The organism is Streptomyces sp. NPDC047981, from assembly GCF_040653315.1.
GTDB lineage: Bacteria > Actinomycetota > Actinomycetes > Streptomycetales > Streptomycetaceae > Streptomyces.
Genome location: NZ_JBEZNQ010000023.1, coordinates 62,309 through 76,218, shown reverse-complemented (window position 1 = coordinate 76,218; position 13,910 = coordinate 62,309). Strand labels below are relative to the sequence as shown.

At 73.3% G+C, this 13,910-nt stretch carries 8 protein-coding genes; 3 read left to right on the top strand and 5 right to left on the bottom strand.

The window, feature by feature from the left end:
* Positions 1-28: 28 nt before the first annotated feature.
* From AB0E14_RS16210 to AB0E14_RS16200, 3 genes are read right to left on the bottom strand one after another with little or no spacing between them, the layout of a single operon-like run.
* Positions 29-904 (bottom strand): ABC transporter ATP-binding protein, encoded by an 876-nt coding sequence (locus tag AB0E14_RS16210; RefSeq protein WP_362417282.1) that lies wholly within the window; start codon positions 902-904, stop codon positions 29-31.
* A gap of 11 nt (positions 905-915) precedes the next feature.
* Positions 916-2,013, bottom strand: a complete 1,098-nt coding sequence (locus AB0E14_RS16205) for an iron chelate uptake ABC transporter family permease subunit (protein ID WP_362417279.1) — start codon at positions 2,011-2,013, stop codon at positions 916-918.
* The gene (locus AB0E14_RS16200; protein ID WP_362417380.1) at positions 2,010-3,002 is read right to left on the bottom strand and encodes an iron chelate uptake ABC transporter family permease subunit; all 993 of its coding nucleotides are present in this window, start codon (positions 3,000-3,002) and stop codon (positions 2,010-2,012) included. Before AB0E14_RS16200 ends, AB0E14_RS16205 begins: the two co-directional genes overlap by 4 nt.
* 349 nt (positions 3,003-3,351) lie before the next feature.
* Between AB0E14_RS16200 and AB0E14_RS16195 the strand changes: the two genes are divergently transcribed.
* Positions 3,352-5,058 carry an ABC transporter ATP-binding protein gene (locus AB0E14_RS16195; protein ID WP_362417276.1) on the top strand — a complete coding sequence of 569 codons (1,707 nt, stop codon included), beginning with the start codon at positions 3,352-3,354 and terminating at the stop codon, positions 5,056-5,058.
* A gap of 227 nt (positions 5,059-5,285) precedes the next feature.
* The gene (locus AB0E14_RS16190; RefSeq protein ID WP_362417377.1) at positions 5,286-7,076 is read left to right on the top strand and encodes an ABC transporter ATP-binding protein; all 1,791 of its coding nucleotides are present in this window, start codon (positions 5,286-5,288) and stop codon (positions 7,074-7,076) included.
* Between the two features lie 79 nt (positions 7,077-7,155).
* On the opposite strand, the gene AB0E14_RS16185 is transcribed toward AB0E14_RS16190, so the two are convergent.
* On the bottom strand, positions 7,156-8,871 hold the full coding sequence (locus tag AB0E14_RS16185; protein ID WP_362417374.1) for an ABC transporter ATP-binding protein: 1,716 nt from the start codon (positions 8,869-8,871) through the stop codon (positions 7,156-7,158).
* Positions 8,872-9,109: 238 nt separating this feature from the next.
* Positions 9,110-13,174, bottom strand: coding sequence for a hypothetical protein (locus tag AB0E14_RS16180; protein ID WP_362417273.1), 4,065 nt, complete (start codon positions 13,172-13,174; stop codon positions 9,110-9,112).
* Positions 13,175-13,356: 182 nt separating this feature from the next.
* On the opposite strand from AB0E14_RS16180, the gene AB0E14_RS16175 reads away from it, so the two are divergent.
* The gene (locus AB0E14_RS16175; protein WP_362417269.1) at positions 13,357-13,884 is read left to right on the top strand and encodes a hypothetical protein; all 528 of its coding nucleotides are present in this window, start codon (positions 13,357-13,359) and stop codon (positions 13,882-13,884) included.
* Positions 13,885-13,910 lie beyond the last annotated feature (26 nt).

The following is a 13,910-nucleotide window of genomic DNA, read 5'->3' as shown; positions in this document are numbered from 1 at the left end:
CGTTCCTGGGGGGCTGGGGAGAGTCGGCCTACGGGGTCTCGGCGAGGACGGTCGCCTCGTCCGCGACGCCCACGGCCGGATCGGGCTCGGGGGCGAAGCGGCGCGGGGCGGCCGGAATCATCAGCGGCGTGCCGGTCTCGGGGTCGTCGATGATCCGGCAGGGCAGGCCGAACACGTCCTCGACCAGCTCGGCCGTCATGACGGTGGCCGGGTCGCCCTGGGCCGCGATCACGCCGCCGGGACGCATCACGACGAGGTGGGTGGCGTACCGGCAGGCCTGGTTGAGGTCGTGCAGGACCGCCACGACGGTCTGCCCCTTGCGGGCGTGCAGTTCGGCGCAGAGGTCGAGCACCTCGACCTGGTGGGCGATGTCGAGGAAAGTGGTCGGCTCGTCGAGCAGCAGGATGGAGGTCTGCTGGGCGAGCACCATGGAGAGCCAGACCCGCTGCCGCTGACCGCCGGAGAGGTCGTCCACGGGGCGGTCGGCGAGTTCCAGGACGCCCGTCTGCCGCATCGCCTCGACCACGGCCGTCTCGTCCTCGGCGGACCACTGCTTGAGCAGCCGCTGGTGCGGGTAGCGTCCGCGGGCCACGAGGTCGCCGACCGTGATGCCGCCGGGCGCGCTGGAGGACTGCGGGAGCAGGCCGAGCCGGCGGGCGACCTCACGGGAGCGGTACGAGGCGATGGCGGCGCCGTCGAGGTAGACCTGCCCGGCCTTGGGCTTGAGCATCCGGGCGAGCGCCGTGAGCAGGGTCGACTTGCCACAGGCGTTCGGCCCGAGGATGACCGTGAAGGAGTGGTCGGGGATGTCGACGCTCAACTGCTCGGCGACGGTCCGCTGGTCGTAGGAGAGCGTGAGGTCCTCGGCGCGCAGCCGGGGTCCGGGGACGTTCGTTCCAGTCATGCGCGGCTCTTTCATGCGCGGCTCTTTCGCGACTCGGTGATCAGCAGCCAGATGAGGTAGGCGCCGCCCACGGCGCCGGTCGCCGTGCCCACGGGCAGCAGCGCGGGGGCGAAGGCCCGTTGCACGACGAGGTCGCTCAGGGCCAGCAGGAAGGCGCCCATGAGGGCGGAGGAGATCAGGACGGGCCCGGAGGAGCGGGTGAGGGTGCGGACCACCTGTGGCGCCGCGAGGGCGATGAACGCGATGGGACCCGTGACGGCGGTCGCGAACGCGGCGAGCGCGACGCTGATGACGAAGAGGATCGTGCGGGTCCGCGCCACGTTGACGCCGAGCGCCGTGGCCGTGACGTCGCCCATCTCGACCATGGCCAGGCGGCGGGAGAGGAGGAGGGCGGGCGGCAGGAGGACGGCGAGGGCGATGCCGATGGCGTTGGCGTGCATCCACAGCCGGTTGCCGAGGCTGCCGATCAGCCACGCCTGAGCCTCCTGCGCCTCTTGGAAGGTCGCCCGGGTGATCAGGTACGAGTTGACCGCGAGCAGCAGGGCGCTGACGCCGATGCCGATGACGACCAGCCGGAACCCCTGCAACCCCCTCCCGATCAGCAGCAGATGGACGACGAGAGCCGTGGCGAGGCCGCCGATCAAGGCGCCGATCGCGATCTCGGTCATGCTGCCGCGCAGCACGATGATCACGACGAGCGCGCCCACGGCCGAACCGTTGGTGAAGCCGATGATGTCGGGGCTGCCGAGGGAGTTGCGGGTGAGGCTCTGCAGGATCGCGCCGCTCACGCCGAGGGCCGCGCCGACGAAGACCGCGGTCAGGATGCGGGGCATGCGCAGGGTGTTGACGACGAAGTCGGCGGCGCCCGAGCCGTTTCCGGTGAGGGCGCCGACGACCTCCCCGACGGTGAGCGGGAAGTCGCCGGTGGTCAGCGTGATCCCGATGACGGTGACGAGCGCGAGGAACAGCAGGGCGGTCACCACGACCGTACGGACCTGGAAGCGCAGCGAGAGACCGCGCCTGCCGGCCCGGACGAACCGGCCGCTGATGACGGGCGGGTGGGGCCCGGTCCTGGGGGTGGAGGCCTGCGCCTCCCGTACGGCGCTCACAGCATGACCAGCTTTCGACGGCGGCACAGCGCGATGAACAGGGGCGCCCCGAGGAAGGCGGTGACGATGCCGACCTGCACCTCGCCCGGCGCGCCGAGCACGCGGCCCAGCACGTCCGAGCCGATGAGCAGGACCGGTGCGAGCAGCGTCGAGTACGCGAACACCCAGCGCTGGTCGGCTCCGGCGAGGAACCGGGCGACGTGCGGGACGGCCAGGCCGACGAAGCCGATCGGGCCCGCGGCGGCGGTGGCCGCCCCGCAGAGCAGCATGACGGCGACGGCCGCGAGGACCCGGGTCCGGCCGACGTGGACGCCCAGGGCGCGCCCCATCTGGTCGCCCATGGCCAGGGCGTTGAGGGAGGGGGCGAGAACGAAGGCGAGGACCAGGCCGACGACGACGAACGGCAGCATGAGCAACACGATGTCGCCGTACCGGCCGGCGAGCGAGCCGACGGTCCAGTAGCGGAACTGGTCGAAGGCCTCCGGGTCGAAGAGCAGGACGCCCCAGTTGAAGGCGTACAGCACGGCCGTCACGGCCGCTCCGGCGACGACGAGCCGGTCAGGGGTGGCCAGTTTCTGTCCGGAGGAGCCGAGCAGGAACACGCCCACGGAGGCTGCGGCGGCGCCCGCGAGGGCGAACCAGACGTAGCCGAGCGGCGCGGCCACGCCGAGGAAGGCGATGGCGACGACGACGCCCGCGGAGGCGCCCAGGTTCACACCGAGCAGGCCGGGGTCGGCGAGCGGATTGCGGGTCAGGGCCTGCATCAGGGCGCCGGAGAGACCGAGGGCCATGCCGACGAGGAGGCCGAGCACCGTGCGGGGGATCCGGTAGTCGTGGACGATGACGGAGGCTTCCGAGCCGTCGGGCGCCCACAGGAGGTGCCAGATCGAGGTGAACGGAATGCCTCGCGTACCGACCCAGACGCTGACGAGCGAGACGAGGACCAGCGCGCCGACCGTCACGAGGAGGCCGAGGCTGCGGAGGGCCACGGCGGCCGGACGGGCCGCGGGCACGACGGGACCGGCAGGGCCACCGGTCTCGGTTCCGGGCGCCGCCCGGGTTTCGACGGACAACGACCACTCCCCTGGCGGCGGAATCGAGCGCCCCGCGAGCCGCGCGAAGCGTTGAACACGGTTGTGTGGCACGCGAGATGACACACCCTCGATGGAACTTAGGTGAGCCTAACCGTAGAGTCCGGACGCGGTCAACGCGAGGGTGCGACCCCGATCGCCGCCCACGCTGGGATGATGCTCCCGAGGGTGCCGGGCACCCTTGGCACCAGCCGTGTTTAAGGTAGCCTTACCTAACTATCGCACCCCCTTTCTGTGGAGGATCCGCATGCCCGCTGGAGGACCAACGGGGGGCTCCGTCCTCCGCAGAGCGCTCGCCGATCAGCGCCGCCGCGTCACCGTGGCCTCGTTCCTCGGCATGGCGCACCAGGCGTGCGAGGCTCTCGTCCCCGTCGTCATCGGTCTGGTCATCGACCAGGCGGTGGCCACCGGCTCCTCGGGCGCGCTGCTGCGCTGGCTCCTGGTGCTCGCCGGTCTCTTCCTGATCCTGTCGACCTGCTACCGGAACTCCGCACGGCTCGCCGAGGGCGCCGGCGAGTCCGCCGCGCACCGGATCCGCCTCGACCTCGGCGCCCGGGTCCTCGATCCTCGGGGCGGCGCCGACGCCGGCCGGCTGCCGGGCGCGCTGACCGCCGTCGCCACCGGAGACGCCCGGCGCGTCGGCTCGGTGGCCGCCGCGCTGCCGTACACGCTCTCCGCGATCGCCGGTCTCGCGGTCAGCGCGGTGGCGCTGCTCCGCATCTCCGTGCCCCTCGGCCTGCTCGTCCTGCTCGGGGTCCCGCCGCTGCTGTGGCTCGGCCATGTCATCAGCCGCCCGCTGGAGCGGCGCAGCGAGGCGGAGCAGGAGCACGCGGCCCACGCCTCCGGAGTCGCCGCCGACCTGGTCGGGGGCCTGCGCGTACTGAAGGGCATCGGCGCGGAGGCGGCCGCGGTCGACCGTTACCGGGAGACCAGCCGCAGTTCGCTGGCGTCCGCCCTGCGGGCCGCGACCAGCCGGGCCTGGCACGACGGGGCGATCCTCGCCCTGACGGGCATCTTCATCGCCGCCATCGGCCTCGTCGGCGCGCACCTCGCGATGAACGGCAGCATCACCGTGGGCGAGCTGGTGGCGGCCGTCGGCCTCGCCCAGTACCTCCTCGGCCCGTTCCAACTCCTCACCTACGTCAACGGCGAGTTCGCCCAGGGCCGTGCCTCGGCCGACCGGATCGCCGAGGTGCTCGCCTCTCCGCCGGCCGTCGCCGCCGGGACCGCCGAACTGCCCGAGCGGGTCGCCGGCCGGCTGCGGCTGCGCGATGTGACCCAGGGCGCCCTGCGCGGTGTCGACCTCGACATCGCCGCCGGCAGCCTCGTCGGTGTGGTCACCCGCGACGCGGCGGCCGCGAACGACCTGCTGCTCTGCCTCGGCCGCGAACTCGACCCGGCCGAGGGGAGCGTCGAGCTGGACGGCGTACCGCTGACCGGCCTGGGCCCGGACGACGCGCGGCGCGCGATCCTGGTCGCCCACCACGACGCCGACCTCTTCGAGGACAGCCTCCTGGCCAACGTACGGGCGGGCGGGACCGCGGAGGGAGCCGACGCGGTCGACGTGGGGCCCGCGCTCGCCGCCTCCGCCGCGGACGACGTCGCCCAGGCGCTCCCGGACGGCGTCGACACCCTCCTCACCGAGCGCGGCCGTTCGCTCTCCGGCGGCCAGCGCCAGCGCGTCGCGCTCGCCCGGGCTCTGGCGGCCGACCCGCCGGTGCTCGTGGTCCACGACCCGACGACGGCCGTCGACACCGTCACCGAGGCCCGTATCGCGTCCCGGCTGCGCGACCTCCGCAAGGGCCGCACGACCGTCCTGGTCACGACGAGCCCGGCCCTCCTCGCCGGCACGGACGTCGTCGTCGTGCTGGACGACGGCCGGGTGACCGCCGAGGGCAGCCACCCGGAGTTGGTCGCCGCGCACGAGTCGTACCGTACGGCGGTGCTGGCATGACGGACACGCGGGACGGCGACGGGCAATCCCCGGACGAGGGGCCGGACATGAAGCGGGGCATGGACCGGGACACGAAGCCGGACATGGAGACGGGCATGGATCGGGACACGAAGCCGGGCACGGACCGGGACACGAAGCCGGACATGGACCCGAGCACGAGGCCGGACTCTGAGCAGGACGCTACGCGGGACACTACGCAGGACACGAAGCAGGACGAAGGACGGACGATGAGCGGACCCGGCACGCCCGAACGTGAGCTTCTGCCCACCGCCACCGGCGCGCAGACCTTCGCCGTCGTCCGTCAACTCCTGCGCCACCACCGCCTCCTCGCGGTGACGGCGGTGACCGTCCTCGTCGTCGGCACCGGCATCGGTCTGCTGACCGCGCCGCTGCTGGGGCGCATCGTGGACCTGGTCGTGGAGAAGAGCGGCGCGGGCGCGCTGACCGTACCGATGCTGCTCCTGCTCGCGGTCGCCGTCGCCCGCGGTGTCGCGACGGCGATCGGCAAGTCCCTCGTGGCCCGACTGGGCGAGACGGTCCTCGCGGACCTGCGGGAACGGTTCATCGCGCGGGCTCTGCGGCTTCCGCTCGAACGGGTCGAGAAGGCCGGTTCCGGCGACCTGACCTCGCGCGTGACGGGCGACGTCACGCTGATCGCGAAGGCGGTGCGGCAGGCGCTGCCCGAGTTCGCGGGCGCCTTTCTCACGATCATCCTGACGCTGGTGGGCCTCACGGTCCTCGACTGGCGCTTCCTGGCGGCGGTCCTCGTGGCCGTCCCCGTCCACGTCCTCACGGTCCGCTGGTACATCCCGCGCGCCGCGACCATCTACGCCGCGCACCGGGTGGCGACCGGCGCCCTCCAGCACCAGCTCCTCGACAGTGTCGGCGGCGTCCGCACCGTACGGGCGTTCCGGCTGAACGGCCGGCACGCCGACCTCCTGGAGCAGCGCTCGCAGGCCGCGGTCGGCCTGGCGGCGCGCGGCATGCACCTGGTCTCCGGCTTCTTCTCCCGCCTCAACATCGCCGAGTTCATCGGCATGACGTCGATCCTGCTGACCGGGTTCTTCCTGGTCGACGCCGGCGCGGTGAGCATCGGTACGGCGACGGCGGCGGCGCTGTACTTCCACGGCCTGTTCAACCCGATCAACGCGGCCCTGTTCCTGATCGACGACGCACAGTCCGCGGGCGCGAGCCTCGCCCGCCTGGTCGGGGTCTCCAGCCTCCCGGCCGAGCGGGAGCCCGACGGCCGCGCCGCTTCACCGGTGGACGGCTCGGTCAAGGTCTCCGGCCTCGGCCACGCGTACGTGGACGGCCACCCGGTGCTCTCGGCGGTGGACCTGGAGGTCAGGGACGGTGAACGCGTCGCCCTGGTCGGCGCGAGCGGCGCGGGCAAGACGACGCTGGCGAAGCTGATCGCGGGCGTCCACGATCCGGCGGCCGGCTCCATCGCCCTGGGCGGGGTGGACACGCGGGAGCTGGGTCCGGCCGGGGTCCGGCGCGCGGTCACCCTGATCAGCCAGGAGGTCCACGTCTTCGCGGGCCCGCTCTCCGAGGACCTGCGGCTGGCCCGGCCCGGAGCGACGGACGAGGACCTGCGGGCCGCGCTGACCCACGTCGACGCCCTCGACTGGGTCGACGCGCTGCCCGACGGCCTGGCCACGGTCGTCGGCGAGGGCGGCCACCGGCTCACCGTGACCCAGGCGCAGCACCTGGCCCTGGCCCGGCTCGTCCTCACCGACCCGCCCATCGCGATCCTCGACGAGGCCACCGCCGACGCGGGCAGCGCGGGCGCCCGCGTCCTGGAGACGGCCGCCCTCCGCGCCCTGGAGGGCCGCACGGGCCTCATGGTCGCCCACCGCCTCCCCCAGGCGGCGACGGCCGACCGCGTCGTCGTCCTCGACCAGGGCCGCGTGGTGGAAACCGGCACCCACACCGAACTGGTCGCCGCGGGCGGCCGCTACGCCGAACTCTGGTCGGCCTGGTCCGACAGCCGCCGCGAGCCGGCGGTACCGGCGTAGCACCCTGAACGCCGAAGTCCCCGTTCCACTCCCCCGGGTCGGACGGGGACTTCGGCGTTGGTGGGCTGCCGGGCGGTGCTCACGTGTCGGCGGTAGCCAGGAACTGGGTGGCGGCGAGTTCCGCGTAGAGGGGGTCCGTCGCGACGAGTTCGCCGTGGGTGCCTATCGCGCGGACGCGGCCGGTGTCCATGACGACGATCCGGTCGGCCATGGTGACCGTGGAGAGGCGGTGGGCCACGACCAGGACGGTCGTGGTGCGGGAGACCTCGGCGACCGTGTCGCGCAGGGCGGCCTCGTTGACGGCGTCGAGTTGGCTCGTGGCCTCGTCGAGGAGGAGCAGACGGGGGCGGCGGAGGAGGGCGCGGGCGATCGCCACGCGCTGGCGCTCGCCGCCCGAGAGCTTGGTGCCGCGGTGGCCGACGAGGGTGTCCAGGCCCTTGGGGAGCCGCTCGACGAGACCGTCGAGGCGGGTGGTTCCGAGGACGCGGAGCAGCTCGTCCTCGGTCGCGTCCGGGTGGCCGAGGAGGAGGTTGTCGCGGAGCGTGCCCGAGAGGACGGGGGCGTCCTGCTCCACGTAACCGATCGCCGAGCGGAGCAGGGGAATGTCCCACACGGCCAGGTCGCGGCCGTCGAAGGTGATGCGTCCCGCGTCCGGGTCGTAGAACCGCTCGATGAGAGAGAAGACGGTGGTCTTGCCCGCACCGGACGGGCCGACGAAGGCGGTCATGCCGCGCGGCGGGACCGAGAAGCTCACGCCGTGGTGGATGTACGGAAGGTCCTGGGCGTACCGGAACCGGACGTCCTCGAAGGCAAGCGAGGCCGGTTCGGCGCCGGGTGCGGGCAGGGGCGCGGGCTCGGCCGGGGGTTCGGCCGGGAGCCGCAGCGCCTCGCGGATCCGGGCGAGGGCCGCGGCGCCCGCCTGGTACTGGGTGACCGCCCCGACGACCTGCTGGATCGGGGACATCAGGTAGAAGACGTAGAGGAGGAACGCGACGAGCGTGCCCACGTCGATCGCGCCGGTGGCCACCCGGGCGCCGCCGACGGCGAGCACGGTGATGAACGCGATCTGCATGGACAGCCCGGCCGTGTTGCCCGCCAGGGCGGACCACTTGGCGGCCCGTACGCTCTGCCGCCAGGACTCATCGGCCGCGGCGTGCACGGCCTGCTCCTCGCGTCGCTCGGCGCCGGACGCCTTGATGGTGCGCAGGGCGCCGAGGGTGCGCTCCAGGGACGCGCCCATCGCCCCGACCGCGTCCTGCGCCTGCCGGCTGGCCCTGTTGATGTGGGGAACGATCACGCCGATGACCGTTCCCGCGCCCAGCACCACGCCGAGGGTGACCGCCAGCAGGACCGGGTCGACCAGACCCATCATCACCAGCGTCGCGACCAGCGTCAGACCGCCGGTGCCGAGACCCACGAGCGAGTCGGTGGTGACCTCGCGCAGCAGGGTCGTGTCGGAGGTGACGCGGGCCATCAGGTCACCGGGTTCGCTCCGGTCCACCGCGGCGATGCGCAGCCTCAGCAGGTACGAGGAGAGAGTGCGCCGTGCGCCGAGGACGACGGACTCGGCGGTGCGCCGCAGGACGTACCCGCCGAGCGCGCCGATCCCCGCGTTGGCGAGGACCAGGGCGGACATCAGCAGCAGAGCGCCGGTGATGGAACGGTCCTCGGAGAGCGCGTCGATGAGGTGCTTGGCCACCAGCGGCAGCGCGAGCCCGGTGGCCCCGGTGATCAGCGAGAGCACCGCCCCGCCGAGCAGCGTCCAGCGGTGCGGGCGCACGTAGCCGAGGAGCATGCGCCACGCGGGCGTTTCGGATTCGGTGGAGGGGGTGAGTGGTGGGGCGGACTCTGTAGCGGACTCTGTGGCGGACTCTGCCGTGGTGGCCACGCGTGCTCCTCGTCGTGCCGGCGTGCCGGCGTGTTCGCGTGCTGTCGTGCCGGCTTGTCGGCGTTCGGGCGTGTCGGTGTGCCGGCGTGCTGTTGTCGGGCGGCATGGACGTCAGACGCGTCGGTGATGCCGATGGTTGACGCGGTCAGCTCCTGCGGGCCTCCCACGCGCGCGTGAACAGTGCGGGCAGCGGAGCGGAGGGCACCGCGGCCAGATGGGACGTCGAGCGGTGCTCCCTGGCCAGCGGGAGCAGCCCGAGCTTCGACGCCTCGATCGGCAGGCGCGGGGGCTTGCGCTCCTGCCAGGCGCCCGGCAGGAAGAGCGAGCGGCCGGCGCGTGGCCGGACGGCGCGCAGCACACGGCCCGAGGCGCCCAGTTCGGCTTCGGCCTCCTTGAAGCGCGGGGACTTCCAGCCGGTCCACGCCTTGACGTTGCGGTCCGACGGGTCCGGCAGGGCGAGCAGCATGAGGTAGAGGGCCGCGGCGTCCTGGCCCAGTCCGTACGTCCGCGCGCACTCCTCGACGAGCCGCGGAACGGAGCGCGCCGGGTCCTGCTCCCAGCCCGGGTCCCGCTCGCCGTCGCCGGCCAGGTGCTCACCGAGTGCGGCGAAATCGTCGCTGAGCAGCAGCCGCAGGTCCGCGAGGGCGGGCAGCCCGGACGGAGCGGGCAGCCACTGGGAGGGCAGGACGGAGTCGAGGTACGTGTCGAGGGTGTCCAGGAGGGGATCGTCGGCCCCCTTGAGGGCCGCGGGGTCCACCTGGAGATGGCGGATGTCGAACACCGGGTCGGGTTCCTCCGTGACCGCCGGATGGGCAGTGACGGCCTCGGTCGACGGAGGCTCTCCCATCAGGTAGTTGCTCTGGAGGGAGAAGAGGGTGAGGGGGCCCGGCCCCGAGGCCAGGTGCTCGCGGAGTCGGGAGATCGCCGCGCCGACCACCGGGCGCAGCGGATCGCCGGCCGGGGTGCGGTAGGCGAGCCAGGCGGCCGCCCTCGGGAGCGCGAGCAGGTGGGGCTCGCCCACGAGGCCCGACCGGAGAGCGTCGAGACAGTGCGCCCCGGTGGCGAGCCGGCCGAGCAGGGCCGGCAGCCGCAGGTGGGGCCACCAGGCCCGGGAATCGCGGGTGTGCACGCGGTGCAGAGCCCGCTCGCCCTTGGGAAGGAGCGTCTCCTTCGCGGCGAGGGGCAGCATCGCCGTGGGGACCGGCAGGGGCTCGCCCAGTTCGCGCACCCACCAGTCGGCGGCGCGATCGACGTCGGGGCCGGTGGTCCACAGCTCCTCGGGGTCGTCGGGAAGGAGCTTGTCGTAGAGGGTCGCGACGAACCGGGCGTCGAGCCCGGAGGTCAGGGCGCCCACGGCGTCCTCCGCCTCCGTCCGACCGATCTTCCAGGGCTCCAGGTCGGTGCTGGGGTGACGGGAGAGGTAGCCGTCCTCCCCGTCCAGTTGATGCGGCGCGCACGGGACGTGCGCCATCAGGAGTACGGCGGCCTCCGCCGTGGTGAGTCCGAGCCGTTCGGCGAAGGCCGCCGCGAGTTCGGGGCGGGCGGGTGCCGCGCCGCGCTCGCTGTACAGCCGGGCGAAGCGCGCGAACCAGCTGCCGGGGCGGGCGGGTTCCAGCACGTGGGCATGCGTCAGCTTCAGGCCGGCGGGAGCCAGGGGGCCGTCCTCGGAGAAGTTGCCGTCCGGGGCGTACTCCCACAGCATGCGGTGGGACCTGCCGCCGCCCAGGACGACGGATGCGGACGTCGCCGTGCGGTAGACCTTCCCGGGGAGGGGCAGCGTGATGTCCGGGCGCTCCGCGGGCAGTTCGAACCGGCCGATCCGCCATCGGCCCGGTACCCCGGCGACGGCGGGGTGGGCGGCGTAGGCCGTCAGCGTCCGCCCGGTGCGGGCGCCCGCCCTGGAGGAGACGGCGCACAGCGCGAGCGGCGCGGCGTGCGCGTGGGCGTGGCGGAAGCTGTTGTCACGGGGAAGGTCGTCGAGCGTGGCGTCGGCCTCCGCGAGGTCGCCTCCCCAGACCGTGGTGCCGTGCTCGGCGACCTGCATCAGCCGTCGACTCATCCGGATGTCGGGATCGTCCGCCCCGGGCTCGGGCGCCGCCATGGGCGTCGGCGCGTCCTCGACGGGGGTGAGGCGGCGCACAAGCCGTGCGAGCCCGTCACGGCAGTTGGCGGCCATCACCAGGGCGCGGGCGGCCAGGCTGTGCATGGGTTCGCCGAGCTGCGGCAGGGCCTCCATGATCGGTCCGCGGTTGGGGCCTCGTACCCCGTCCCGGTCCACGTGGTACGGCTCGAGCCGGCCCAGCAGCTCCTCCACCTGCGCGCGCGAGACGGTGTCGGGCAGCTCCTTCATCAGTGGGCGCAGGACGTCCACCGCGGCGAACTCCGCTGCCGCGTCGGCGTCCTTGAGGAGCAGGTCCGCCACCACGCCCACGTGCGCGTATCGGCCGAGCAGCAGGACCAGCTCCTCGAAGTCGACCCCAGCGCGCAGTTTCGCCCGCTCGCGCGCGGACCAGGCGCGGATCTCCTCGTGCCCGATCGGGTTGTCGAAGAGTGCGGGCATCTGGCCCCAGCCCTTGGTGTCCTGCGGCTGGTACCAGCTGTTGGTGGCCTGGCTCCGGGTGGTCATCTCCAGGTCGGCCCGCACCCGGGCGCGCAGCTCGCGGGCGAAGCGCTCGTCCGCCCGCAGGTGCTCCAGCTTCGGCCGACGGGCGAGCATGAGGTGGTACAGCTCGGACGGGCCGAGGAGCTCCGGCGGGTCGGCGACCGGGGCGCCGTGCTCGAGGAGCACGTCGATGAGGTCGAGCGGCGTCCTCCTGTCGGTCCGCCGGTCGAAGGTGTCGTACGAGAACTCCACGGGGACACCGTCGGCGGCCAGCCTCGGCGCGAGCTTCTCGGCGATCTCGTACATGACCGCCCAGGGGCCGTTCCGCTTGCTGTTCGACTCGACGCACGCGGACAGCCAGGCCGCCGCCTCGCCCGTGGGGAGCCCGCCGGTCTCCCCGGTGAGCAGGGCCAGCGCACCGGTGCGTTCGAGCAGCTCGCGCCAGATCGCGGCCTTGTCGCCGAAGTGCCGGGGCCGCAGCGCGAGGACCTGGTGCGCCACGACCGGGGCGTGCTCGCGAAGGAGTTCCATGGCCGAGCCCTTGAAGCAGTCGGTCCAGAACGCCTCGTCGCTCAAGGAGATCGCCCCGGCCGCGCACACCTCGCCGAGGAGCACGGCCAGTTCCTTCTCGGGATCCAGGCGGGCCGCCTTCGCGATCCTGCGCACGTCGGCGGCCAGCTGCGGGTACAGCTCCCGCGAGGCGCGGACGCGGCGCACGACCACGTGGCGGAAGGCGGCGAGGCCGGCCTCGGTCGCCGCTCCCTTGGCGGCGAGGTCGCGGGCCCAGGCGCGCAGCACCGTGGCGGAGAGCGCGTCACCGTCGGCGTACGCGAGGTAGCGGCCCACGAGCCACTCGTGGTCGACCTTGCGCGCCTGTGTCCGCTCGGCGGTGCGGGCGCGTCCGAACCAGGCGGCGGCGGTCAGCTGCTCACGCTCGCGCAGGGCCAGGTCGGCCATCTCGTCGAGGAGGGTGATCAGCAGGTCGGGAGCCGACTCCTGCAGCCCGTGCAGCAGCGCGTCGATGTCGGACTTGAAGACGAACCTCCACCCGCTCGTGCAGTCCCGCAGGGCGACGAGCTTCTGGGCGGCCAGGTCCGCGAAGCCCGGGTGGGCGGCGAGGACCCTTTCGGGGAAGGGCAGCTCCCCGTCGGAAGGGTCCGGGATGTCGGTGGCGAAGCAGCCGTCCGGCTCCCAGTGCTCCTCGCGCATCAAGCGGTCGCGGTACGGGACGACTTGCTCCGGGAGCAGCTGGGTGAACGCACGGCCGTCGAACCCCGTGTACGTACGCGCCCACAGGCCGTCCTCGCCCCTTTCGTCGGCGAGGCCGACGGCCTCGGCCTCCAGGGCCTCCCGCCACAGTGGATCGGCGTCGGCCAGCGCGCGCGGGACGCTGACCCCTGCGTCCGCCCACGCACGGGCCTGCTGCCGGCACAGCTCGCGCTGCTTCTTCAATCGCGTCCACGTGGTGAGCATCAGACGGAGATCGGGCGCTCCGGCGAGGGCTTCGGGGACGTTCTTCAGCTTCCGCCCGTGCGGGTTGCGGTAGACGACCTCCAGGTCGTCCGTCAGTTCCGCGGTGTAGCCGTTCTTCTCGACACGCGTGCCCATGCGCCGCTCTCCCCCGTGCTGTTGATCGACACCCCCTACGCTACGCGGCGTCACTGACAACGCCGCGGCGGAGGCGGGCGGAGGGAACTTCCCCGCTCGTGCACGCGTTGCGGAGGCGTTCCGATGGTGTGGGTGTGGAGGTCGACGGCGGCGGCGCGGTCGTCGGAGGAAGTGGGCAACCGATGGCCATGGTGGGCCTGTTCTGGATCGCCGAGGGCGATGTGTACGTGGGCGCGAAGCCGACCGGTTCGGCTCCCGGGGTCCGGCTGACCCCCGAGGGGGTGCTCGCTCTCGGGGACGGGCAGGCCGGCCTCTTCCTGTGGGAGGACGTACGGGCTCTGACCATGGCCGACGTCCCCGTGAAGACCCTGAAGCGTCAGATCGGCGCGGTCACGGAACTGGCGCTGGACGCGGTGGTGAACCTCGCGCTGCCGGGAGGCCCGGGGCCCTCGGGCGGGGGCCCGGCGATGATGGCCCTGCGGGTGGAGACACCCGACGGTGACCGCGCGTTGTCGGCCTACGCGGCCGCCGCCGTCGGCTACACCGAGACGGAGGCCGACCTCTCCCAGGCCCTCCTGTCCCGCCTCACGGACGGCGCCGCGACGATGGCCACGACGCTGGCCGCGATGTCGGCATGGGGCCGCACCTGGGAAGGCAGCTCACCCAGGACCGCCCAACGGGAGGAGCTGCTGCGGGAGTGGCTGAGCTGAGGAGCGCTGCTCCGCTCATGGTGCCG